This is a genomic window from Marilutibacter chinensis, from assembly GCF_021725675.1.
In the GTDB taxonomy this organism is placed as follows: Bacteria; Pseudomonadota; Gammaproteobacteria; order Xanthomonadales; family Xanthomonadaceae; genus Marilutibacter; species Marilutibacter chinensis.
Genome location: NZ_JAKJPO010000004.1, coordinates 1 through 24,258, shown reverse-complemented (window position 1 = coordinate 24,258; position 24,258 = coordinate 1). Strand labels below are relative to the sequence as shown.

At 67.7% G+C, this 24,258-nt stretch carries 22 protein-coding genes; 11 read left to right on the top strand and 11 right to left on the bottom strand.

The features are described from left to right. Positions 1 to 97 precede the first annotated feature (97 nt). The 4 genes from L3V18_RS08480 (at position 98) to L3V18_RS08465 (ending at position 3,828) form a co-directional block, all read left to right on the top strand. A complete protein-coding gene (locus L3V18_RS08480; protein WP_237054265.1) occupies positions 98 to 1,303 on the top strand; it encodes a pyridoxal phosphate-dependent aminotransferase in 1,206 nt (401 codons plus the stop codon). A 7-nt stretch (positions 1,304 to 1,310) separates the two neighbouring features. Further along, positions 1,311 to 1,670, top strand: a complete 360-nt coding sequence (locus L3V18_RS08475; protein WP_237054264.1) for a glutaredoxin family protein — start codon at positions 1,311 to 1,313, stop codon at positions 1,668 to 1,670. A 72-nt stretch (positions 1,671 to 1,742) separates the two neighbouring features. Beyond that, positions 1,743 to 2,726, top strand: a complete 984-nt coding sequence (locus L3V18_RS08470) for a malate dehydrogenase (protein WP_237054263.1) — start codon at positions 1,743 to 1,745, stop codon at positions 2,724 to 2,726. 97 nt (positions 2,727 to 2,823) lie between these two features. Continuing rightward, positions 2,824 to 3,828: a glycosyltransferase gene (locus L3V18_RS08465; RefSeq protein WP_237054262.1), complete on the top strand. Its 1,005-nt coding sequence runs from the start codon at positions 2,824 to 2,826 to the stop codon at positions 3,826 to 3,828. Here the strand turns inward: L3V18_RS08465 and L3V18_RS08460 are convergent. Continuing rightward, on the bottom strand, positions 3,723 to 5,180 hold the full coding sequence (locus L3V18_RS08460; protein WP_237054261.1) for a glycosyltransferase family 39 protein: 1,458 nt from the start codon (positions 5,178 to 5,180) through the stop codon (positions 3,723 to 3,725). The genes L3V18_RS08465 and L3V18_RS08460 overlap by 106 nt on opposite strands. A gap of 120 nt (positions 5,181 to 5,300) precedes the next feature. On the opposite strand from L3V18_RS08460, the gene L3V18_RS08455 reads away from it, so the two are divergent. The 5 genes from L3V18_RS08455 (at position 5,301) to L3V18_RS08435 (ending at position 10,894) form a co-directional block, all read left to right on the top strand. Then, positions 5,301 to 5,939, top strand: a complete 639-nt coding sequence (locus L3V18_RS08455) for an RluA family pseudouridine synthase (RefSeq protein WP_237054260.1) — start codon at positions 5,301 to 5,303, stop codon at positions 5,937 to 5,939. Positions 5,940 to 6,040: 101 nt separating this feature from the next. Further along, positions 6,041 to 7,933, top strand: a complete 1,893-nt coding sequence (gene prpE / locus L3V18_RS08450; protein WP_237054259.1) for a propionate--CoA ligase — start codon at positions 6,041 to 6,043, stop codon at positions 7,931 to 7,933. 89 nt (positions 7,934 to 8,022) lie between these two features. Then, on the top strand, positions 8,023 to 8,910 hold the full coding sequence (gene prpB / locus L3V18_RS08445; protein ID WP_237054258.1) for a methylisocitrate lyase: 888 nt from the start codon (positions 8,023 to 8,025) through the stop codon (positions 8,908 to 8,910). A 291-nt stretch (positions 8,911 to 9,201) separates the two neighbouring features. Continuing rightward, positions 9,202 to 10,371, top strand: a complete 1,170-nt coding sequence (gene prpC / locus L3V18_RS08440) for a bifunctional 2-methylcitrate synthase/citrate synthase (protein WP_237054257.1) — start codon at positions 9,202 to 9,204, stop codon at positions 10,369 to 10,371. Between the two features lie 67 nt (positions 10,372 to 10,438). Next, a complete protein-coding gene (locus L3V18_RS08435; protein WP_237054256.1) occupies positions 10,439 to 10,894 on the top strand; it encodes a potassium channel family protein in 456 nt (151 codons plus the stop codon). A gap of 98 nt (positions 10,895 to 10,992) precedes the next feature. Here the strand turns inward: L3V18_RS08435 and L3V18_RS08430 are convergent, their stop codons facing one another. The 9 genes from L3V18_RS08430 to L3V18_RS08390 form a co-directional block, all read right to left on the bottom strand. After that, positions 10,993 to 11,604 carry a glutathione S-transferase N-terminal domain-containing protein gene (locus L3V18_RS08430; RefSeq protein WP_237054255.1) on the bottom strand — a complete coding sequence of 204 codons (612 nt, stop codon included), beginning with the start codon at positions 11,602 to 11,604 and terminating at the stop codon, positions 10,993 to 10,995. Between the two features lie 120 nt (positions 11,605 to 11,724). Next, entirely contained in the window at positions 11,725 to 12,189 is a 465-nt protein-coding gene (locus L3V18_RS08425; RefSeq protein WP_237054254.1) for a cell wall hydrolase, read from the bottom strand. Between the two features lie 704 nt (positions 12,190 to 12,893). Beyond that, the gene (locus L3V18_RS08420; RefSeq protein WP_237054253.1) at positions 12,894 to 14,939 is read right to left on the bottom strand and encodes an NADPH-dependent 2,4-dienoyl-CoA reductase; all 2,046 of its coding nucleotides are present in this window, start codon (positions 14,937 to 14,939) and stop codon (positions 12,894 to 12,896) included. A 318-nt stretch (positions 14,940 to 15,257) separates the two neighbouring features. Then, positions 15,258 to 15,653, bottom strand: coding sequence for a carboxymuconolactone decarboxylase family protein (locus L3V18_RS08415; RefSeq protein WP_237054252.1), 396 nt, complete (start codon positions 15,651 to 15,653; stop codon positions 15,258 to 15,260). 186 nt (positions 15,654 to 15,839) lie between these two features. Beyond that, complete coding sequence (locus L3V18_RS08410; RefSeq protein ID WP_237054251.1) at positions 15,840 to 16,214, bottom strand: MerR family transcriptional regulator; 375 nt, start codon at positions 16,212 to 16,214, stop codon at positions 15,840 to 15,842. A gap of 81 nt (positions 16,215 to 16,295) precedes the next feature. After that, positions 16,296 to 17,315, bottom strand: a complete 1,020-nt coding sequence (locus L3V18_RS08405) for a zinc-binding alcohol dehydrogenase family protein (RefSeq protein WP_237054250.1) — start codon at positions 17,313 to 17,315, stop codon at positions 16,296 to 16,298. 64 nt (positions 17,316 to 17,379) lie between these two features. After that, positions 17,380 to 18,405: an aldo/keto reductase gene (locus L3V18_RS08400; protein WP_237054249.1), complete on the bottom strand. Its 1,026-nt coding sequence runs from the start codon at positions 18,403 to 18,405 to the stop codon at positions 17,380 to 17,382. Between the two features lie 47 nt (positions 18,406 to 18,452). Then, a complete protein-coding gene (locus L3V18_RS08395; RefSeq protein ID WP_237054248.1) occupies positions 18,453 to 19,721 on the bottom strand; it encodes an SGNH/GDSL hydrolase family protein in 1,269 nt (422 codons plus the stop codon). Positions 19,722 to 19,790: 69 nt separating this feature from the next. Then, positions 19,791 to 21,014: an MFS transporter gene (locus tag L3V18_RS08390; RefSeq protein ID WP_237054247.1), complete on the bottom strand. Its 1,224-nt coding sequence runs from the start codon at positions 21,012 to 21,014 to the stop codon at positions 19,791 to 19,793. 95 nt (positions 21,015 to 21,109) lie between these two features. Between L3V18_RS08390 and L3V18_RS08385 the strand changes: the two genes are divergently transcribed. Then, complete coding sequence (locus tag L3V18_RS08385) at positions 21,110 to 22,036, top strand: LysR family transcriptional regulator (protein WP_237054246.1); 927 nt, start codon at positions 21,110 to 21,112, stop codon at positions 22,034 to 22,036. Positions 22,037 to 22,051: 15 nt separating this feature from the next. Here L3V18_RS08385 and L3V18_RS08380 read toward each other — a convergent pair whose 3' ends face one another. Continuing rightward, positions 22,052 to 22,867: a DODA-type extradiol aromatic ring-opening family dioxygenase gene (locus L3V18_RS08380; RefSeq protein ID WP_237054245.1), complete on the bottom strand. Its 816-nt coding sequence runs from the start codon at positions 22,865 to 22,867 to the stop codon at positions 22,052 to 22,054. A gap of 401 nt (positions 22,868 to 23,268) precedes the next feature. Here L3V18_RS08380 and L3V18_RS08375 point away from each other — a divergent pair. Then, on the top strand, positions 23,269 to 24,258 hold a 990-nt coding region (locus L3V18_RS08375), incomplete at its 3' end, for an OmpA family protein (protein ID WP_237054244.1).

The window sequence follows — 24,258 nt, the reverse complement described above, 5'->3', positions numbered from 1 at the left end:
GGTGGGGGGGCTTGCGTGTTACCATCAGGGGGCTTTGTCCGGGCCGTCCGGCGGCCCGCCTCCCCACCGTCACAACCTACCTGAGAGGTTCCCCGCGATGCCCCAGCTCGCCAGCCGTATCGGCCGCGCCAAGCCCAGTGCGATCATGCAGATTGCCGAGAAGGCCAAGCGCCTGAAAGCCGAAGGCCGCGACATCATCAGCTTCTCGATCGGCGTTCCGAACTTCCTGCCCGGCGAGCACGTCTACGAGGCCGCACGCAATGCGCTGTCCCACGACAGCGGCCAGTACGGCAGCAACCGTGGCGCCGACGCGATGCTCGACGCGTTCATCGAGCACATGGGGAAACTGGGGCTGACCGGCTACGGTCGGGTCAATTGCGCGAGCGGCGTCGGCGCCAAGCACGTGCTCTACAACTTGGCCGAGGCGTTGCTCGACGAGGGCGACACGATCGCGTTCCCGACGCCGTACTGGACCAGCTACCTCGACATCGCCGAGATCGTCAACGCCAGGATCGAGCTGCTGCCGTGCCCGCCGGAGCAGGACTACAAGCTGACTCCGGCGCAGCTGGAAGCCGCGCTGGCGAAAAAGCCGCGTGTGTTCCTGTTCAACAATCCGTCGAACCCGACCGGCATGGTCTACACCCGCGAGGAGATCGACGCCCTGGCCGAGGTGCTGGTGAAGTACCCCGACACCTGGGTGATCACCGACGACATCTACAACCGGATGGTGTTCGACGGCGTCGGCTACCACAACTTCGTGCATTCGAAGCCGGAGCTGAAGGAGCGGGTGATCTTCGTCGATTCGCTGTCGAAGACCTATGGCATGCCGGGCTGGCGGGTCGGCTTCATGGCAGGGCCGGAGTCGGTCGCCAAGGCGGTGGTGACGCTGAACTCCAACCACATCACCAACATTCCGGAGATCACCACGGCCGCTGCGATCGCCGCGCTGTCGGGTCCGCAGGACGTGCCCGAGGCCAAGTGCGCCGAATTCCAGGCCAAGCGCGACCAGGTCATGGAAGTGATGACGGGCATCCCGGGCGTGGTCTGTCCGCGGCCGCAGGGTGCGTTCTACGTGTTCCCCGATGTCAGCTGCAGCTTCGGCAAGACCCACGGCCCGACCGGCAGGAAGATCGAGAACGACGTCGACTTCTGCAGCGTGCTGCTCGAAGCGAAGGGCGTGGCCTGCGTGCCGGGTTCGGCGTTCGGCGAGCCGCGCGCGATGCGCATCAGCTACACCTGTCCGACGCCGCAGCTGGCGCCGGGCATGGAGCGCATCCGCGAGTTCTTCGCCGAGCTTGCCTGAGCCGCCGATGTCCACCGTCCGTGTGCTCGTCGTCGTCGCGATCCTGGTCGGGGCGTGGAAGCTCTGGCCCCGCGAGCCAGCCGCCCTGCACCCGGACGATCCGCGCAACGCCACCGGCGACGACCGCATCGTGATGCTCGCCGCCGAGTGGTGCGGTTACTGCCGCAAACAACAGAAAGCGTTCGAGCTGTCCGACGTGCGCTACCGCGTGATCGATGTCGAGACCGCTGCCGGCCAGCGTGCGATGCAGGCGCTGGGCGCGCGCGGCGTGCCGACCACGGTGGTCGGCCAGGACGTCGTCTATGGATACGACACCGCCGTCCTGCAGCAGAAGCTCGAACCGCTGGGCTACTCCGACGTGTTCTGACGTCGGTGCGGCCCGCATGACCGACGCACTCCAACCCATGCCCCACCCCCAGTCAAACGCAAGGAACTACCGATGAAAACCCCCGTCCGCGTTGCCGTCACCGGTGCTGCCGGCCAGATCGGCTACTCGCTGTTGTTCCGCATCGCCTCCGGCGAGATGCTTGGCAAGGACCAGCCGGTGATCCTGCAGTTGCTCGAACTGCCGATGGAAAAGGCCCAGGCCGCGCTGAAGGGCGTGATGATGGAGCTGGAGGACTGCGCGTTCCCGCTGTTGGCCGGCATGGTTGGCACCGACGACGCCGAGGTCGCCTTCAAGGACGCCGACATCGCCCTGCTGGTCGGCGCGCGTCCGCGCGGCCCGGGCATGGAGCGCAAGGATCTGCTGCTGGAGAACGCCAAGATCTTCACCGCCCAGGGCGCGGCGCTGAACAAGGTCGCCAGCCGTGATGTCAAGGTGTTGGTCGTCGGCAACCCGGCCAACACCAATGCCTACATCGCGATGAAGTCGGCGCCGGACCTGCCGGCGAAGAATTTCACCGCGATGCTGCGTCTCGATCACAATCGCGCGCTGAGCCAGCTCGCCGCGAAGGCTGGCGTCGCCGTCGGCGACATCGAGAAGATGGTCGTCTGGGGCAACCACAGCCCGACCATGTACCCGGACTACCGCTTCGCCACCGTGGGCGGCGAGTCGCTGAAGGACAGGATCAACGACGCCGACTGGAACGCCAACGACTTCATCCCGAAGGTCGGCAAGCGCGGCGCGGCGATCATCGAGGCGCGTGGCCTGTCGTCGGCTGCTTCGGCCGCCAACGCCGCGATCGACCACATCCACGACTGGGTGCTCGGCACCGACGGCAAGTGGGTGACGATGGGGGTGCCGTCCGACGGCAGTTACGGCATTCCGGAAGGTGTGATCTACGGCGTGCCGGTAACCTGCGCGAACGGCGAGTACGTTCGCGTCACCGATCTCCCGGTCGACGACTTCAGCCGTGCGGCGATGGACAAGACCCTCGCCGAGCTGGAAGAGGAGCGCGCCGGCGTCGCCCATCTGCTCTGAGACATTGCTTGTCGGGCAGGTCAATCAAGGGGCCGTCCGCGTTTGCGGGTGGCTCTTTGGATTCTGGCGGCCGGGTCGGCTGGGGAGTTGAGTGACGATGGACGGGTTGCGGGTAGCGGTTCTGGTTCCCTGCTTCAATGAAGAGGCGACCGTTGCGCAGGTTGTCGTTGGCATGAAGTCAGCGCTGCCGACGGCCGAGATCCATGTTTTCGACAACAACTCGACCGATGCGACGGTCGAGCAAGCCGGGCAGGCGGGCGCCGTCGTCCATCGTGTCGGCAGGCGCGGCAAGGGCAATGTCGTCAGGCGCCAGTTCAGCGATGTCGAGGCGGATGTCTACGTCCTCGTCGATGGCGACGCAACCTATCACGCGGCCAGCGCGCCGGCGCTGGTGGCCGAGGTCGTGGCCGGCAACGACATGGTGGTGGGGGTGCGCGAGAGCAGCGGCGGGGTCGGCTATCGACCCGGCCATGCGTTCGGCAACCGGTTGCTGACGACGTTTCTGTCCAGGCTCTTCGGACACCCTTGCCGGGACATCCTGTCGGGTTATCGGGCGTTCTCGCGCCGGTTCGTGAAGAGCTTCCCAGCGCATTCGAGCGGTTTCGAGATCGAAACCGAACTGACCGTCCACGCGCTTGAGCTGCGCATGCCGGTGGCCGAGGTCGATACGCCGTACGTGGACCGGCCCGAAGGCTCGGTCAGCAAGCTCAATACCTGGTCGGACGGTGCCCGGATCCTGCGGACGATGCTCCGGCTGTTCTCGTCGGAGCGGCCGATGGCGTTCTACGGAACGATCGCCGCGGTCCTTTCGGTAGTGGCTCTGGCGCTGTGCATACCACTGGCCGTCACCTACCTCGACACCGGCCTGGTTCCGAGGTTCCCGACCCTGATCCTGGCGGTTTCCCTGGTGGTGCTGGCGAGCATGTCGGCACTGATCGGAATCGTCATCGACGCGGTCGCGCGAGGGCGTCGCGAACTCAAGACGATGGCCTACCTTCAGGTACCGGCACCGTGCCGTGAACTCCGGGTTCCTGGGCCGGTGATCCAGGAAAGGATGACCGCCAGGTTCGCGAATACGAACCACGGGAACGCGTGCAGATAGCGGAACGAAACGATGTGGGCGAACAGCAGGTGTCCGGCGACCATGCCCAGCCCGGTCAGTGCGAGCAGTAGACTCTGATCGCGCGTCTGCCGGTTCCAGCCCGCAGCGAGGGCCAGTAGCGATAGCGGCGCCAGGGCAAACAGGCAGAAGGTCAGCCACTGCGTCGAGCGGGAAAACCAGGTGCGTGCCGGCGAGGGCGAACGCGCTAGACCTTGGACATCCCAGTCGAGCTTTCGCTTGATGTCGCGGATCTCCGGTGCGCTCGGGGCTATCTGGCCTTCGTCGTCGAGCATTCTCCAGTAGACGCGTTTGTCGTCGAAGTAGCCATTCATGGTTTCGAGGTTGACCCGGATCAGGCCGAGCGGGTCGTCGAGCATCGCCCGGCGGGTGATGGTCCTGGCGACCATCTCGGGATTCTCGCTGGCCTGTTGCAGCTTCGGCCACAGACCATCCGACCCCCAGATGTGATGGCCCCTTTGCCAATGGTCGTCCAGGTCGCGCTCGACCTCGTCGAGGAGACGGCCGCTGACGCCCGTGCCTTCGAAGTGCTCGGGTTTGATCAGCGGTGCGACCAGTCCGATCCGCATCATGCCGGTATGGGCGACGTATCCCGGAGGTTGCCCGACGGACTTCCCGTACAGCCAGGTGTAGCCGGCATGGGACAGCACCAGGACAAGCAGCGAGATGAATGCATGGCGCCAGACGGGGCCGCGGGAAGAGCCGTTGCGGATCTGCGCAGCGGCCAGTATGGCCGGTGCGACGATCGCCATGCCGAGGGTCAGTGGAATGAAGTTGGGCCGGATCGCGCCTGCGGCCAGCCCGCCGAGCACGCCCAGCCAGTACCAGCCAAGGCGTCCGGTGACCAGGTATCGGGACAGCACGAGCAGGGTGCAGACCAGCGCCAGCAGGCCGAAGGTCTCGGCCAGGACCATGCGTTCCATGAAGATCTGCACCGGCTCGGTGGCCAGCAGCCCGGCTGCCAGCACGCACAGCCACTGCCGAAGCTTCAGTGCGTGGCGAAGGAAGCCGTAGAGACCGACGCAGCTCATGATCGACCAGATCACGTGGGCTACAAGTACCGGGCCAGGTGCTCCGAGCTGGAACGAGGTGAAATGAAGCGTCCATGCGTAGAGCCAGGATCTGGCGCCGGGCGAAAGGAGCCGTTCGCTGGCAGCCAGGAACACCATCGAGTCGCCCATGTACAGGCGCAGGGTATGATCGATGACGAGCCAGGCCAGCTTGATCGCCACGATGACCAGCACTGCGATGCCCCAGTCCTTGAGGTATCCCGATTCCTTCATGGATCTGAGGCTGGCGCGGAAGGTGGCGGGGGTTCCTGTGGAGGCGATCATGCGAACGTCCGTTTGCTCGGGGGAGGACAGCTGGGCGCGACGATACAGCGTGCTGCCGGGTGAGGGAACGTGTTGTCGGGCGGGTTGCCGGCCGCGAGTGGGGATATCCGCGTGCCGGCGATGATCGAATCTGCCGGGCTGTTCGTCATCTTCCATGACGAACACCTGCTGATCGTCCAGAAACCCCCCGGTCTGCTGTCGGTACCCGGGCGATTGCCTGAGAATCGCGATTGCGTGGTTTCGCGGTTGCAGGAGGCGTATCCGGACGCCCTGACCGTGCATCGACTCGACCAGGTCACCAGCGGCCTCATGCTGTTCGCGCGCGGCAAGGACATGCAGCGTGCGCTGGCGATGCAGTTCGAACGGCGCCAGGTGTGCAAGCGCTATGTCGCGATTGTCCAGGGCCGCGTCGACGGGACGGCGGGGGAGATCGCTCTGCCGCTGATCTGCGACTGGCCGAACCGGCCGAAGCAGAAGGTCGACTTCGAGATCGGAAAGCCGGCACTCACGCGATGGCGTCTGCTCGCGTATGGCTTTGGAGCAGGCGGGCCCGATGTCAGCAGGCTCGAACTGGAGCCGGTCACCGGGCGCAGCCATCAGCTGCGCCTGCACCTGGCCAGCATCGGCCACCCGATCGTCGGCGACACGCTGTACGGCGCGGCGCCGGCCGGACGCGTATGCCTGCATGCCAGCCGGCTGTCGTTCGCCCACCCCGCGGACGGCAGGGCGGCGTCCTTCGAAAGCCCGCCTCCATTCTGAGACGCATTCGCATGCCGGCGTCGTGGGCTCGACCAAAGTCCGAATGAAGCCGCCCCGGCGCGGGCCTAGGCTTGGGGTACCGAATCCCCAGGGCGGCCGCCATGCGTTACGAGGACCTCTACCAGCGCTCGATCGACGACCCGGAAGGTTTCTGGGCGGAGCAGGCCGGGGCCATCGACTGGAAGACGTCGCCGCAGCGGATCCTCGACTATCGCGACCCGCCGTTCCGGCGCTGGTTCTCCGGCGGCACCACCAACCTCTGCCACAACGCCATCGACCGGCATCTGGACGCGCGCGGCGACCAGCTCGCCTTGGTGGCGATCTCGACCGAAACCGGGATCACCCGCGAAATCAGTTACCGCGAGCTGTTCGACGAGGTCAATGTCTTCGCCGCGGTGCTGAAATCGCTCGACGTCGGCCGCGGCGACCGGGTTGTGATCTACATGCCGAACATGGCTGAGGCGGTGTTCGCGATGCTGGCCTGCGCGCGCATCGGCGCGGTGCACTCGGTGGTGTTCGGCGGCTTCGCCTCGCACAACCTGGCCCTGCGCATCGACGATGCGCGGCCGAAGCTGCTGATCTGCGCCGACGCCGGGATGCGCGGCGGCAAGGTGATCCCGTACAAGCCGCTGGTCGATGCCGCCTGCACGAAGTCGAAGCATCCGCCGCCGCACGTGCTGATCGTCAGCCGCGGGCTCGATCCGGATGCGGCACGCGTATCGGGCCGCGATGTCGAATACGCCGATCTGCATGCAAGGCACCAAGGTGCGGAGGTCGAGGTCGAATGGCTGGAGTCCAACGAACCCAGCTACCTGCTCTACACCTCCGGTACCACTGGCAAGCCCAAGGGCGTGCAGCGCGACGTCGGCGGTTATGCGGTGGCGCTGGCGTTGTCGATGTGGTCGATCTACGACATCGGGGCCGGGCAGGTGATGTTCTCCACCTCCGACGTCGGCTGGGCGGTCGGCCATTCCTACAACGTCTACGGCCCGCTGATCGCCGGCGCGACGTCGATCCTCTACGAGGGCCTGCCGACCAGTCCCGACCCGGGCATCTGGTGGGCGATCTGCGAGAAGTACGGCGTGCGCACGATGTTCTCTTCGCCGACCGGCATCCGCGTGCTGAAGAAGCAGGACGCGTCCTGGCTGAGGAAGCACGACCTGTCGAAGCTGCAGTGGCTGTTCCTCGCCGGCGAACCGCTGGACGAACCGACCGCGCACTGGATCACCGACGGCATCGGCAAGACCATCATCGACAATTACTGGCAGACCGAGACCGGCTGGCCGGTGCTGTCGCTGATGCCGGGACTGGACATGAAGCCGGTCAAGTTCGGATCGCCGGGCCTGCCGGTGCCGGGCTATCGGCTGCGGGTGATCGACGACGTCACCGGCGCCGACGTCGCCGCGGGCGAGAAGGGCGTGCTGGTGATCGAGCCGCCGTTGCCGCCGGGCTGCCTGACCACGGTCTGGGGCGACGACGCGCGCTTCATGCAGAGCTATTTCAGCCACTTCCGGGAGCTGCTGTACAGCTCGCTGGACTGGGCGATCCGCGACGAGGACGGTTACACCTTCATCCTCGGTCGCACCGACGACGTGATCAACGTGGCCGGGCACCGGCTCGGCACCCGCGAGATCGAGGAGTCCTGCTCGACCCACCCCGGCGTCGCCGAGGCCGCGGTGATCGGCGTGAAGGACGCGCTGAAGGGGCAGGTGCCGGTGGTGTTCGCCACCCTCAAGCAGGCCGATGCCGATGCCGCCACCGAGGCAGAGGCGATGCGCGCGCGGGTGGTCGAGCAGCTCGGGGCGGTCGCCCGCCCTGCGCGGGTCTACGTGGTCAACGCACTGCCCAAGACCCGTTCCGGCAAGCTGCTGCGCCGCTCGCTGCAGGCGCTGGCCGAGCAGCGCGACCCTGGCGACCTGTCGACCCTCGACGACCCTGCGGCGCTGGAGGAAGTGCGGCGGGCGCTGGAACGCGGCGCCGACTCCGGCGGCTGAGTGGAGCCGCCCGGCCACTGCCGTGGGATCGGCAGCCGGATCAGCGGCCGGCCGGGTCGGATAGAATGGCGGACCCACGAGGAGAGGCCATGAGCAACGCAAATTCCAGGGGCGCGCGTTTCCGCGCCGCCGTCTCCGAAGAGTCCCCGCTGCAGGTGATGGGGGCGATCACCGCCTACGCCGGCCTCATGGCCAAGCGCGTCGGCTATCGCGCGTTGTACCTGTCCGGCGGCGGCGTCGCCGCCAATTCGCTGGGCATGCCCGATCTTGGAATCAGCACGATGGAGGATGTGCTGACCGACGCGCGCCGCATCGTCGACGCCACCGACATGCCGTTGCTGGTCGACATCGATACCGGCTGGGGCGGCGCCTTCAACATCGCCCGTACGGTCCGTTCGTTCATCAACGTCGGTGTCGCCGCCGTGCACATGGAGGATCAGGTCGGACAGAAGCGCTGCGGACACCGGCCGGGCAAGGAAGTGGTGCCGAAAGCCGAGATGGTCGACCGGGTCAAGGCCGCGGTCGATGCGCGCACCGACGATGGCTTCGTGATCATGGCGCGCACCGACGCCGCCGCGAGCGAAGGCATCGACAGCGCGATCGAGCGCGCGGTGGCGTACGTCGAAGCGGGCGCCGACATGATCTTCCCCGAGGCGATGAATACGCTCGACGACTACCGCAGGTTCAAGGCCGCGGTGAAGGTGCCGGTCCTCGCCAACCTGACCGAGTTCGGTTCCACGCCCTTCTTCACCACCGACGAACTGCGAGACGCGGGGGTCGACATCGCCCTGTACTGCTGCGGCGCCTATCGCGCGATGAACAAGGCGGCACTGAACTTCTACGAGACCGTGCGCCGCGAAGGCACGCAGAAGAACATCGTCGACACGCTGCAGACGCGCGCCGAACTGTACGACTTCCTCGGCTATCACGCGTACGAAGACAAGCTCGACGCGCTGTTCGCCGACGGCAGGTCCTGAACCGGGCACCCGGATCCCGGGCGCGATGGTCGGCCGACGGAGCGAACGGATTCCCGCGCTGCGGGCCCCCTGCCTCGATCTCCGCCGGCGCGTCCGTCCGCCCCCGCGCTGCGGCAGCCACGCCCCGTGTTGCCGCAGCCGGCGCGACCAGCCGGTCGCACCCAGGCCTGAGCGCTGTCATCCGGTGACAACGCCCGGGCCGATCCACACCGGCCAGCCGGCGACTCGAGCGGACCACCGTCCGTCGGCCCGCAGGCCATCCACCAGGCATCGCCAAGCAGGAGAACCACGATGACGAAGGCCGCGACAACCGACACCGCCCCGGCGGCGACTCCCAGGCCGAAGAAGTCCGTCGCCCTCAGCGGCACCGCCGCCGGCAACACCGCGCTGTGCACGGTTGGCCGCAGCGGCAACGATCTGCACTACCGCGGCTACGACATCCACGACCTCGCGACCAAGTCGAGCTTCGAGGAGGTCGCGCACCTGCTGGTGCACGGCGTGCTGCCGACCGTTTCCCAGCTCAACGCGTACAAGGCCAAGCTCAGGCGCCTGCGTGGCCTGCCGGCGATCGTCGCCGAGGCGCTGGAACTGGTGCCGGCCAATGCGCACCCGATGGATGTGCTTCGCACCGGTTGTTCGGTGCTGGGTACGGTCCTGCCCGAGCGCGACGGACATCCGGCATCGGAAGCGCGCGACATCGCCGACAAGCTGATCGCCAGCTTCGGTTCGATGCTGCTGTACTGGTGGCACTTCACCCGCAACGGCCGCCGCATCGACGTGGAAACCGACGACGACTCGGTCGCCGCGCACTTCCTGCACCTGCTGCACGGCGAACCGCCGAGCGCGCTGCACGCCGATTCGCTGGACAGGTCGCTGATCCTCTACGCCGAGCACGAGTTCAATGCCTCGACGTTCACCGCGCGGGTGATCGCCGGTACCGGTTCGGACCTGCATTCGTGCATCACCGGCGCGATCGGCGCGTTGCGCGGGCCCAAGCACGGCGGCGCCAACGAAGTGGCGATGGACATCATCAGCCGCTACCGCAGCGCCGACGAGGCCGAAGCCGACATCCGCGCGCGGATGGAGCGCAAGGAGATCATCATCGGCTTCGGCCATCCGGTCTACACGATCGGAGACCCGCGCAACCCTATCATCAAGGAGATCAGCCGCAAGCTGTGCGAGGGCGGCGGCAACCGGACCCTGTTCGACGTGTCCGAGCGCATCGAGAACCTGATGATGGATACCAAGAAGATGTTCCCGAACCTCGACTGGTACAGTGCGTCGGCCTACCACATGATGGGCATTCCCACGCCGATGTTCACTCCGCTGTTCGTGATCGCCCGCACCACCGGATGGAGCGCGCACGTGATCGAGCAGCGCGAGGACGGCAAGATCATCCGGCCGAGCGCGAACTACACCGGTCCGGAGGACCGCGCGTACGTCGCGATCGACAAGCGCTGAGACAGCGCGGATCATGCAGGGGCCCGGGATTCCCGGGCCCTTTCGCCATGTGTCCCGGGAGCGCGCGATGTACGAGGACTGGTCCGCCAACGTCGTGATCCTCTGCGTCACCGTCGCCGCGGTGGGCATCGTGATCCTGTCGCATTACGAGGTGCTCAGCCGGATCGTCTCGCACAACCGACGCCATGCCGAGCGGGCGGGAAGACGCCGTCTGGTCGCCGTCAACCTGTGGCTGCTGGCCCTGCACGTCTTCGAGATCTGGGTGTTCGGGGCGGCGTACTACCTGCTGTTGAACCTGGCCGGCGTCGGCGAGGTTCATGGCATGCATCACGACAACCTGTTCGACACCGTGTACTTCTCGGCGATGGTCTATACGACGGTGGGCTTCGGCGACATGGTGCCGGTGGGTTCGATCCGGCTGCTGGCCGGCACCGAGGCACTGGTCGGACTGATGCTGATCACCTGGTCGGCGTCGTTCACCTATCTGGAGATGGCCCAGTACTGGAAGGCCCGCGATCGCTGAGACGAGACGGCCGTGTGCGGCCCCGGAGAACGCCGGGCGTTCTTCCGGGTTCCTGTCCCGGTCGCCGCACATGCCCGCCGTCAGGGACGGCGTGCGGCTCAGGACAGGCCTTCGGCCTCGAGTGCCGCGCGCACGCCCGGATCGGCCTCCATCCGCCGCTTGAACGCGGCCAGGTTGTCGAGCCCGGACAGATCGAGCTTCAGCCCGTCCGCCCAGCGCAGGGTGATGTAGAAGTAGGGGTCGGCGAAGCTGCGGAAGCCGGCCAGCCAGTCGCGACCCTGCAACTGGCGGTCCGCGCTCTCGAACAGCCCGCGCAGACGCCTGTGTGCGGCTTCGCGCAGCGCTGCGTGATCGCCGTGATCGGCGCTGAACAGTCCCGGCGCGAACAGCGGCTTGAATGCCGGATGCAGATCGGAGTTGACGAAGGCCAGCCAGCGGGAGGCTTCGGCGCGCTGGCGGGCGCTGCCGTCGCCGGCGAGGCCCGCCTCGGGATGGCTGTCGGCGATGTAGCCCATGATCGCCGCGTTCTGGGTCAGCACGAAATCGCCATCGACGATCGCCGGCACCGCGCCGGCAGGATTGATCGCCAGATAGGCCGGCGCCTTCATCGTGTCCTTGTCGAGGATCTCGACGTCGAACGGCTTGCCGGTCCACTGCAGGGCGATGTGGTCGGCGGTCGAACAGGCTCCTGGCTTGGTATACAGTTTCATCGTGCGCTCCGGGGATGGATGGAAGGGCGAAACGAAAACGGGCCGGCAACTATCGCCGACCCGTCCTGTCACCCTCAACGCCACCGATGAAACGCTGCGTCACTCCGGCGACGGCGCGCGCTACGACTTCGGCCCGCGCGGCTTCAGCGACTGCACCTTGAGGAAGGTGTGGTCGCCGATCTGCGCGACCTGGTAGGCGTTGCGCCAGCTCGGGCTGGCGATCTTGTGGGCGAGGAAGTGGCTCGCGCCGGGCACGACTTCCTTGCGCTCGCCGGCCGGCAGCGCCCAGTTGCGTTCGGCCTCCAGCGCCACCGTCACGGCCTCGCCCCAGGCATCGACATTGCTCAGGCGCGTGTTCGGCGAAACGATCGTCGGCGCGAACTGCTTGCGGGCGGTGACCACCTCGCAGACGCTGTCGCCCCACAGGCCGCTGTCGCGGCGGCGCAGGGCGACCTCGGCGACGGCCTGCTGGCCGCGGACGGACTGGTCGCGGGCTTCCAGGTACAACGTGGCGCTCAGGCAGAGCGAGTCGGCGGCGTTTGGCGGCAGTACCGATGCCAGCCAGAGGATCCATGCCAGTTTCATGTGAACTCCAACTTCGTTGCGTCGACCGCACTCCGGCATCCACCCCTCGCGGGGCGCTGACAGCGGGTACTGACCGACATGGCGTTGTTTCCGAGCTCGGCGATACGGACGGCCGGGCAGGGTGCGGAAATCGCATTACTAAGGGCGGCGGCTCTGTGGCGCGCTTTGCCCCCGATCATCGGGCCGCAGAACGCGGGGCCGATGTGGGTGGCCGCAAGAGGGGCGGCTGCAAAAGTTGGCGCAAGGTAGCGGCGCCTTGATAAACGTTGCGTGAACGCGGGGGGCTTGACGGGGACGCCGGAGTGGGGCGGGAATTCGTGTTTGACCCGTATATGTGTATGTTTTTTAAAGTATTTTATGTGACAGGTGAACGCGTGGGGCTGCTGACTGGGCGTTCAGGGCGCGAATCTGGAAGCGCAAGGGAGTTGGCTGTCGAAGCCTTCGCAGGAGCGTCGGCGTCGTGAGCGAGGGGGAGCGTCTCGAATCCGGGGGTGCGGCAACAACGCTCCCGCAGGAGCGGCGCAAGCCGCGATGAAGCTGTCCCATGAACACCTCTCGCGGCGCTCACGCCGCGCTTACGGTGTGGATAGGGCTCGCCCCATGAGTCAGGCTGCGAACGGGGTATGAGGGCGCAACGGTGGGGCCATGGTTTGCGCAGCAAACTTTGGTGCGTCCCGTGCGCAGCCGGGAATCGCAGGCTGCGCCTATAGCGTCGCGGCGAGCCGGCTGCCCTGGGCGATCGCGCGCTTGGCGTCGAGCTCGGCCGCCACGTCGGCGCCGCCGATCACATGCGCGACGATGCCGAGACTCTCCAGTTCCGCCGCCAGTGGCTTGTGCGGCTCCTGGCCGGCACAAATCACGACGTGGTCGACCGGCAGCAACTGCTCATCGCCGCCCTCGACCCGGATGCGCAGGCCTTCATCGTCGACGCCAAGGTATTCGACTCCGCCGAGCATCTGTACATGCCGCGCTTTCAGCGTCGCACGATGAATCCAGCCGGTGGTCTTGCCCAGCCGCTTGCCGGGCCGGCCTGGACTGCGCTGCAGCAGCCATACCTCGCGCGCGGCGGACTCCGGGCGTGCATCGGTCAGGCCGCCGCGGTTGCCGAGATAGCCGATGTCGACGCCCCATTCGGCACGCCACGCCTTGGCGTTGAGGCTGGGGGATTCGCCCTGGTGGACGAGGAATTCGGCGACGTCGAAACCGATCCCGCCGGCGCCGATGACCGCGACCCGGTCCCCGGGCATCACGCGCCCCGTCAGGACGTCGAGATAGCTGACGACCCTGGGGTGGTCCGCGCCGGGGAAGTCGACCGTGCGCGGCCTGATGCCGGTCGCCAGCACCACCGTGTCGAATCCGGCCAGCGCATCGGCATCGGCACGGGTCCGCAGGCGCAGCTCGACGCCGGTCTGCTCGACCCGACGGCGGAAGTAGCGCAGCGTCTCGTGGAACTCCTCCTTGCCCGGGATTCGCTTGGCGAGATTGAACTGGCCGCCGATCTCGTCGGCGGCATCGAACAGCGTCACCGAGTGGCCGCGTTCGGCGGCGACCGTCGCGCAGGCCAGACCGGCCGGCCCTGCGCCGACCACGGCGATGCGAAGCGGCGCGGTCGTGGCGGGGTAGTTCAGCTCGGTTTCGGCGCAGGCGCGCGGGTTGACCAGGCAGCTTGCCCGTTTGTTCTCGAACACGTGATCGAGGCAGGCCTGGTTGCAGGCGATGCAGGTGTTGATGTCGTCGGCGCGGCTGTCGCGCGCCTTGCTCACCCAGGCCGGGTCGGCCAGCAGCGGCCGGGCCATCGACACCATGTCGGCTTCGCCGCGGGCGAGTACGCCTTCGGCGACGTCGGGCATGTTGATCCGGTTGGTCGCGACCAGCGGCAGTGATACATGCGGTTTCAGGCGCGCGGTGACGCCGGTGAAGGCCGCGCGCGGCACCGATGTCGCGATGGTCGGGATGCGCGCCTCGTGCCAGCCGATGCCCGTGTTGATCAGGGTCGCGCCGGCGGCCTCGATCGCCTGCGCCTGGTGCACGACCTCGTCCCAGGCCAGGCCCTTGTCGACCAGGTCCAGCATCGACAGCCGGTAGATGATGATGAAATCCGGTCCGCAGGCTTCGCGGATCCGGCGCACGATCTCGACCGCGAAGCGCATGCGCTTGGCAACATCGCCGCCCCAGGCGTCATCGCGCCTGTTGGTGCGTGGCGCGGTGAACTGGTTCAGCAGGTAGCCTTCAGAGCCCATCACCTCGACGCCGTCGTATCCGCCGTCGCGGGCGAGCCGTGCGGTGCGCACGAACGCGGCGATCTGGCGCTCGACGCCGCGTGCGGACAGCGCGCGCGGGGTGAACGGATTGATCGGCGCCTTGATCTTCGACGGCGCGACCTGCAACGGGTGATAGCCGTAGCGTCCCGCATGCAGGATCTGCAGGCAGATGCGGCTGCCGTGCTCGTGCACCGCACGCGTGACCCGACGGTGCTTGCCCGCTTCCCACGGCCAGCGCAGGGTGCCCCCGAACGGTTTGAGCCAGCCGACGATGTTCGGGGAGAAACCGCCGGTGACGATCAGTCCGACTCCGCCGGCGGCGCGCTCGGCGAAATATGCCGCCAGCTTCGGAAAGTCGGCCGCCTTGTCCTCCAGCCCGGTATGCATCGACCCCATCAGGACGCGGTTGGGCAGCGTGCAGAAGCCCAGGTCCAGCGGTTCGAACAGGCGGGGATAGAGCGGATGGGGCGTCGGACTGGCGGCTGGCATGGCGATACGCTGGCGTACGGAAGCCGCACGATGCCGGGAAAAGGCGTCGGCTTCAACTCTTCCGGTTCGACCCGATCGCCCAGCCAGGCCAGGGGCGGCACCGCTGCGTCCACGCAAGCCATGCCGGGCCGGTCCCGGGTTCCAGTGACGTCCGCTCGCGGGCGATCAACGCGCCATCCGGCGATCCATCCACGATGACGCCGGGGACGAAGGTGTGGATGGTGAGGCTGGAGGCGCAACCCGTTGCCACCGCGCGGCCTCCGGCAGTATCCGGCGTCCCGCCCGTACGGCTGCCGACATTCGGGTCGCGCTGGATTCCTACGCTTCGATGAGTCCGCGCTCGACGAAGACTTCCCGAGCTGCGGAAGCTCCGTTCAACGCGGCCGGGAAGCCCGCATAGACCGCCATCTGGATGATGACCTCGACGATCTCCTGTGATGTGCACCCCACGTTCAGCGCACCGTGGATGTGCACCTTCAGCTGCGGCGCTGCATTGCCCAGGGCGGTCAGTGCGGCGACGGTGGCGATCTCCCGCGACTTCAGGTCCAGTCCGGGGCGGCTGTAGACATCCCCGAATGGAAACTCGATGGTGTAACGGCCAAGGTCCGGCGCGATGTCCTTCAGGGACTCGATGACCCGTTCGCCCGCCTCGCCATCGATTTCCCGGAGCTTTTCCCAGCCGCGCTCGAAGCGCTCGTCGTTGTCGATACCCATGTCTGTCTCCCGATGGATTGAAGTACGGCCGGCGGGCGCGTATTGACCGCAGGCTGCTGCGCCGAGCAGCCCGGCGGTGCGCAGGAAGCGCCTCCTGTTGCGGGAGTGAGGGGGTGTGCCTGGGACTTTCACGGGACCTTGCTCCTGCCGATATGTTCGACGGGAGCTTGCGGGTTGGAGTCGACTCTAAGTCAAGTGCGTTTCATGCCCGTCCATCGCCGCCCGATAGAGCGCGATCTTCTCGCGGAGTCTGTCCAGGTGGCGGTACTGTTCGGCGACGCTTTGCTCCAGCGCAGCGGCATGGCGTTCGAGCAGGTCGTGCCGTTCCTTCAGGGTCGATGCTCCTTCGCCCCTGAGGTCGGCGTAGAGGTGGATCTGCTCCAGTGGCATCCCGGTGTCCTTCAGCCTCTGCACGAAGCCGATCCACGCGATGTCTTTCTCGGAGAAATCGCGGTGACCATTGGCAAGGCGGTGGACATCGCGCAACAGTCCGATCTTTTCGTAGTAGCGGACGGTGTGCGGACTGATGCCCACCCGGCTGGAAAACTCCTTGACGTTCACCGCATGTTCTCCTGCCGCCGTGCCCAGGTGCGGAATGTAGCAGCGCTGTCGCCCTTGTGCCCCTGGCCCTGCGAAAACGGCTTACCAGCCGCTCAGTACCAGCTTGCCGGTCGTCGCGCCCGACTCGAGCCGGCGATGCGCCTCGCGCAGGTTGGCGGCGTCGATCGGCTTCAGCGCATCGCGTTGGATGCTTTTCAGTTCGCCCGCATCGACCAGGGCGGCGATCCGATCGAGGATCCGGCCCTGTTCGTCGATGTCGGGCGTCTTCAGCACCGGGCGCGCGAACATCATCTCCCAGTGGATGCCGATGCACTTCATCTTGTAAGGATCGCCGATATGCAGCGGTGCGCTCGGCTCCACGATCAGCCCGACATGGCCCTGCGGCGCGAGCAGTCCGCCGAGCACGTCCCAGTACGCGACGGTGTCGGCGAGGTTGATCGCCGCGTCGACCGTGTCGAAACCCAGCGTCTTCAGCTGCGGCGCCAGCGGTTCGCGATGATTGACGACATGGTGCGCGCCCATCGCCCTGCACCACTGGGCGGAGTCTTCGCGCGACGCGGTCGCGATCACGGTGAAGCCGGCGCGGCGCGCGAGCTGGATCGCGATCGAGCCGACTCCGCCAGCGCCGGCGATCACCAGCAGCGACTTGCCGGCGCCACCGTTCCCGCTGTCGTAGGGCATGCGCTGGAACAGCAGCTCCCAGGCGGTTATCGCAACCAGCGGCAGCGCCGCGGCCTGGCCGTCGTCGAGCGTGCGCGGCGCGTGGCCGGTCACCCGCGAATCGACCAGTTGCAGCTCGGCATTGCTGCCCGGGCGGCTGAAGTCGCCGGCGTAGTAGACGCGGTCGCCGGGCTTGAAGCGCGAGACCGCGTCGCCGACCGCCTCGACGATGCCGCAGGCGTCGTAGCCGAGGATGCGCGGTGTCTCCTCGACCTTGTCCTTCGGTGAACGGACCTTGGTATCGACCGGATTGACCGACACCGCCGACACCCGGACCAGGATGTCGTGGCCGGCCGGCGCCGGCGGCTCGGGCAGGTCGAAGTCCTGCAGCGAGGCGGGGTCGTCGATGGGAAGATAGCGGGTGAGGGCGACGGCTTTCATCGGAAGCATGTCCTTGGATGGCGGGGGCGCCGGAATGCCGGCGCGGCAAGGGAGTTGAGGTGCGTCAGACCGGCGCCGGATTGCGCTCGGCGAAGCCGCGCTGGTGCCAGTACGGGTACGGCAGGGTCACCGCACTGGCGGCGTCCAGGCGGGCGACCTGCTCCGGGCTCAGGTTCCAGCCGACCGCGCCGAGGTTCTGTTTCAGCTGCTCCTCGTTGCGCGCGCCGATCACCACCGTCGACACGGTCGGCCGCTGCAGCAGCCAGTTCAGCGCGACCTGCGGCACGCTCCTGCCGGTTTCGGCGGCGATCTCGTCGAGCGCATCGACGACCCGGTACAGGTACTCCTCATCGACCGGTGGACCGTAATCGGCACTGCCCGGCAGCCGGCTGACCTCCGGTCGCGGCTGGCCGCGGCGGATTCTGCCGGTCAGGCGGCCCCAGCCCAGCGGGCTCCACACCACCGCGCCGACGCCCTGGTCCAGGCCCAGCGGCATCAGCTCCCATTCGTAGTCGCGGCCGATCAGCGAATAGTAGGTCTGGTTGGCGACGTAGCGGCTCCAGCCATGGCGTTCGGCCGCGGCGAGCGACTTCATCAGGTGCCAGCCGGAGAAGTTGGACACGCCCAGGTAGCGGATCTTGCCGGCGCGGACCAGGTCGTCGAGCGTGGACAGCGTCTCTTCGACCGGCGTCATCGCGTCGAAGCCGTGCAACTGGAACAGGTCGACGTAGTCGGTGCCCAGTCGCTTCAACGCCGCGTCGACGGCGTTGATCAGGTGGAAGCGCGAGGAACCGGCGCTGTTCGGGCCGTCGTCGAAGCGGAAGGTGGCCTTGGTCGACACCAGCGCCTGGTCGCGGCGGCCCTTGATCGCCTCGCCGAGGATGCGCTCGGCCTCGCCGCCGGAATAGACGTCGGCGCTGTCGAACATGTTCAGGCCGGCGTCCAGGCAGATGTCGACCAGGCGGCGCGCCTGTTTCGCGTCGGTGTCGCCCCACGCGGCGAACAGCTCGCCCTTGCCGCCGAAGGTACCTGTGCCGAAGCTCAGTGCCGGGACCTTGAAGCCCGAGCGGCCGAGAAAACGGTATTCCATCGAATGATCCTCGTTGAGAGTGTCGGGGGTATGCGCGCGCGGGCCTGTCAATCGCCGAGCAGGGCGCCAATGTCGATCGCTTCGGCCATCGCGCGGTAGCCGGCATCGCCCGGGTGCAGGTGATCGCCGGAGTCGTAGGCGGGCCGCATCCGTGTCGGCCGCGACGGGTCGCGCAGGATCGCGTCGAAGTCGATCACCGCATCGAATTCGCCGCCGTCGCGGATCCAGGCGTTGACCTGCTGGCGGATGCGCTCCTTGTCGCTGTCGTAATAGCCGCGCATCGGTGTCGCATCCAGGGCGCCCTCGAACGGCGTCAGGGTCGCACCGACGATGCGCACGCCGCGTGCACGGGCGCGGGCGATCAACTGGCGGTAGCCGGCGATCAGCGCCTCTGCCGTGACCGGGGCGTCGTCGACCGCGAGCGGTGTGCCGTGCCAGGCGATGTCGTTGATTCCCATCAGCACGACCACGCTGTCGACGCCGGGCTGGGCGAGCACGTCGTGGTCGAAGCGGGCCAGCGCGTTCCCGCCCATCCGGTCGCCGAGCACGCGGGCGCCGGAGATGCCGGCGTTGAGCACGGCGATGCCGCGATCGGCGAGGCGGCCGGCCAGCACGTCGGGCCAGCGCGTGTCGGCATCGATGCTGGCCATGTTGCCGTCGGTGATCGAGTCGCCGAACGCGACCACGGTCCGGGTTTCCGCAGGGGTCTCGACCAGGATCGCGGACAGGAACACCCGGGTGGTCAACGTCGTGTCGGTTTTCATCGCCGCCGCACCGGTCTGGTCACCGGCACCGACGTGGGCGGTCTGGCGCGCGTCCCAGTGGAAGGTCGACGGCGGCGTCGGTTCCGGCAGGTACAGGCTGACCGAGACCCGCGACAGCGCGGCGACGTCGAGCTCGACCGGATCGCTGAGCATCGGCGCGCCGGGCGGAATGACGACCTCCTCCGCACCGCCGAACGTCAACGTGCGATCGCTGCCGGCGACGACGGTGCCGCCGGTACCGGCCAGCGCCACGTGCGCGGCGCCGATCCGCAGCGGGCGATCGCCATAGCGGTTGGACAGCAGCACGCGGACGCGCTCGCCGCCGATGCTGACCCGCGCGACCTGGCGCACGGTCTGGTCCCAGAACTGGAACGGGAGGTTCGTCGGCAGCGCGAACTCGCCGTCCCAGCGTGGCTGCGGGCTGGCGGTCCAGGTCGCGGTCCAGGTCGGCGCGACCGGTTCGGCCGCCTGCAGCGGCAGGGCGATCGCGAGCAGCAGGGCGGCGAGCGGTGCGGCGAACCGCCTGCGCCAGGAGGAAGAGGGCGTGGACATGTCGAATCGATCTCCGTTCGAAGTGGGGTTTGAATTCAGAGAGAGGCGTGGACGCGGCGCGGGCACGTTTCAGGCCTGCTCCGGCATGCAGCCGGTCGGCAGCGCGGCGCGGTCGCGGCCCGCCTCCAGCCGCACGCTCCAGATCGCCATCGCCAGCCCGGCGAGGGTGACCAGCGCCGCGACCCAGGTCACCGCGGCCAGCCCTGGACCGTGCTCGATGACCATCCCGCCGAGCCAGGCGCCGGCGGCGTTGCCGAGGTTGAAAGCGGCGATGTTGAAACTCGACGCCAGGTTCTGCCCCGCGCCCTCGGCGAAGCGCAGCACCCGCAACTGCAACGGCGACACGGTCGCGAACGCGGCGATCCCGAGCAGGCCGGTGAAGGCGACCATCGCGACCGGCGAGCGCAGCGCGAAGCTCATCGCGCCGAGCACTACGGCGAGCAGCAGCAGACTGCCGAGCAGGGCGGGAGTGGGGCGACGGTCGGTCCAGCGCCCGCCGAGCAGGTTGCCGACGACCATGCCGCCGCCGAACACCAGCAACACCGGCGAAACGGCGGCTTCCGACATGCCGGCCAACCCCGTCAGCATCGGCTGGATGTAGGTGATCACGGTGAATACGCCGGCGAAGCCGAGCATCGTCATCGCCAGCCCGATCAGGACCTGCGGCCGTGCCATCGTCGCCAGCTCCTCGCGCAGCGGCACGGCGGCCGCCTCGCCGCGGCTGCGGGGCACCCACAGCGCGATCACCGCCAACGAAACCAGACCGATCGCGACCATCGCCCAGAATGTCGAGCGCCAGCCCAGGTGCAGGCCCAGCCAGGCGCCCGCGGGCATCCCCAGCAGGGTCGCCAGAGTCAGGCCGGCGAACATGATCGAGATCGCCGAGGCCCGGCGCTCGGCCGGCACCAGCCCCGTCGCGACCACCGCGCCGACGCCGAAGAAGGTGCCGTGGGTCAGCGACGTCAGCACCCGCGCGGCCATCAGGCTCGCGTAGTCGGGCGCCAGCGCGCAGGCGGCGTTGCCGACCGTGTAGATCACCATCAGCGCCAGCAGCACCGCCTTGCGCGGCATCCGCCGGGTCAGCAGGGTCAGCACCGGCGCGCCGACGAACACCCCCAGCGCGTAGCCGGACACCAGCAGTCCGGCGGCCGCGATAGATACCTGCAGGTCGGCGGCGACCTGTAGCAGCAGGCCCATGATCACGAATTCGGCGCAGCCGATGCCGAACGAGCCCGCGGTCAGCGCGTACAGCGCGATCGGCAGGCGGGTGGTGGGGGTGGGAGAGACGGGCATCGCGGGCGGATCCTGAAAAGAGCCGCCAGCCTAGGCCGTTGAATATTCTTCAGAAATGGCCAAAATCCATAATTACTTTCAAGATTCAATTGAATATGGACCGCGTCGACGACATCCAGCTGTTCCTGAGGGTGCTCGATCTGGGCTCGATCAGCGCGGCCGCGCGCAGCCTGGACCTGTCGGTTGCGGTCGCCAGCCAGCGGCTGAAACGGCTGGAAAGCGAGCTCGGCGTGCGCCTGCTCCATCGCACGACCCGCCGGCTGCATCCGACGCCCGAGGGCCTGGCGCTGGCCGAGCGCGGCCGCGCGCTGGTCGACGAGCTCGACTCCCTGACCAGCAACCTGCGCCAGGGTGGTACCGAGGTCGCCGGCATGTTGCGGGTCACCGCGTCGGCCTCGTTCGGCCGCCAGTACCTTTCGCCGTTGCTGGCCGAGTTCATGGCCCTGCATCCGCGGGTGACCCTCAGCCTCAATCTGACCGACGAGGTCGTCGACCTGGTCAGCGCGGGCTTCGACCTGGCGATCCGGATCGGTCAGCTGGAGGACTCGCAACTGGTCGCCCGCCGGCTGGCCGACAACGTCCGCCTGCTGTGCGCGTCGCCGGAATACCTGCAACGACACGGGACGCCGCGCACGCCGGCCGAACTGGCCGGACACGACTGCCTGTTGCTGGTCGGCCGCCAGGGGCGCCAGGACGTCTGGCGGCTCGGCGATGCGGGCGGAGGCGAGATCACGGTGCGCGTGCGCGGTCGCTTCGAATCCAACTTCGGCGAGGCGCTGCGCGATGCCGCGGTTGCCGGGCTCGGCATCGCCCTGCATTCGACCTGGCACGTGCACGAGGATCTGTGTGCCGGGCGCCTGGTCCGGGTGCTGCCGCAGTTCGGCAACGACGGCAGCGGCATCTATGCGGTGATGCCGCAGCGCCGTCTGGTGCCGCCGCGGGTGCGTGCCTTCGTCGACTTTCTGGTCGACCGTCTCGGCCGGGAACCGCCGTGGGAACGCGACGCTCCCTGTCTCGCCTAGAGCGCGGGCAGGCGCTCAGGCGAATGCGTAGGCATCCAGCGCCAGCGAACCATATTCATGCGAGCGGTGCAGCGCTTGCGGCAGCGGTGAGGCGCCGGCCGCGCCGATCGCGACGAACAAGGGCATCAGGTGCTCGACGGTCGGGTGCGCGCGGCGTGCGTTCGGCGCCGATGCCTGCCAGTCGAGCAGGGCGGTCCAGTCGCGCGCGGTGATCCTCTCCCGCATCCAGTCGCCGAACTCGCGAGCCCACCCAGGTACCGGTGCGGCGGCATTGGAGAAGTCCAGATCGCCGAGGTTGTGGACGAAACCGCCGGAACCGATCACCAGCACCCCCTGTTCCCGCAGCGGCGCCAGCGCCTGGCCGAGCGCGAGATGCGTCGCGGCGTCGGCATGCGGCATCACCGACAGCGGAACGACCGGGATGTCGGCATCCGGAAACATCCGCCGCAGTGGAACCCAGACGCCATGGTCGAGCCCGTGCGAAGCACGCAGACGCACCCCGATACCCGCGTCGGCTGTCCGCTCCACGATCCGCGCGGCGAGCGTCGGGTCCCCGGGAGCGGGATAGGCGATCGCATACAGCGATTCCGGGAAACCGCCGAAGTCGTGGACCGTCCGCGGCTGCGGATCGCCACCGACCAGCGGCGTGGCCGACATGAAATGTGCCGACGCAACCACGATTGCCGACGGTCGCGGCAGCATTTCTCCGAGCCTGTCGAGGAAACGGCCGGCCGCCGAGTCCTCCACCGCCAGCAGCGGCGAGCCGTGCGAGAGGAACAGTGTAGGCAGCGGAGTCGGCATCTGGGGTGGCAGCGGTTCAGCGGTATCCATGGAAGCAGCGTGCGGTCGTCCCGCCTCTTCGCCAAGTCCGCTGCCGGCTCCGGTCCGTTCCATCCCTGCAATGCCCGCGATCGCCTCGTGCGGCACACGCCTGTGCCTCACGGTCCCGATGAACGGTATCCGCACGCCAATGACGTCACGGCACGTATCCGCGGGTTCGGTGCGCGTGTTCGAACGTTGGCACGTGGCTCCAGAGTGCCCGGACGCCTGCCTGAACCCCTGTTAAGCCTCGGCCATTCGCGGCCGCCAATGTTAGATACGCGTTAACACCGCTTTCACGAAGACGCGCCTACTCTGCGCCCCGATGGCGTCCGAACACGGGTGACCGTCCAGACGGTATGGATCCTCGCAGACGCGTGTTTCCACATTTATATAGAACCAAGGAGCAACAGATGAATAAGAAACTCCTCTGCGCCGCCCTGCTGGGTGGCCTGGGCCTGGCCCAGGCAGCCAACGCGCAGGACTTCGACGACCGCTGGTACATCACCGGTGCCGCTGGTTTCAACCTCCAGGACAGCGATCGCGAAACCCGCAATGCGCCCTTCGTGAGCCTGGGCCTGGGCAAGTTCATCACTCCGAACTGGTCGATCGACGGCGAGCTGAACTACCAGAACCCGAACTGGGACGAGAACCAGAACCTCAACTGGAGCCAGTACGGCATCTCGTTCGACGCGCGCCGCCACTTCATCCAGGAAGGCCGCAACTGGAATCCCTACCTGCTGATGGGTCTGGGCTACCAGCGCGAGGAGATCGAGACCGACAACTTCCCGAACCCGGACTCCCCGTTCGAGGAGGAAGAAGGCGCAGCCGCGCTGAAGCTCGGTGGCGGTATCCAGGGCGACATGGGCCGCGTGAAGATGCGCGCCGAGCTGGCCTATCGCGCGGTCGCGATCGACGACACCCGCGCCCAGCTGCTGAACGATGATCCGCCGCCGGAGAGGAACGACGGCGAAGACTGGTTCGGCGACGTGCTGGCTTCGGTCGGCGTGGTGATCCCGCTGGGTCCGGAGCCCACCGCCCCGGTGGCTCCGGCGCCGGCGCCGCAGCCGAGCTGTGCGGACCTGGACGACGACGGCGACGGCGTCAACAACTGCGACGACAAGTGCCCGGGTTCGCAGGCCGGCCAGACCATCGGTCCGGACGGCTGTCCGGTGCCGGTGACGATCGACCTGAAGGGCGTGAACTTCGACTTCGACAAGTCGACGCTGCGTCCGGACGCGGTGGCGATCCTGTCGGAGGCGACCGAGATCCTGAGGCGCTATCCGGAGCTGCGCGTCGAAGTGGCCGGTCACACCGACCTGTGCGGTTCGGATGCGTACAACCAGAAGCTGTCGGAGCGTCGCGCGACCGCGGTGTACGACTACCTGACCAGCAACGGCATC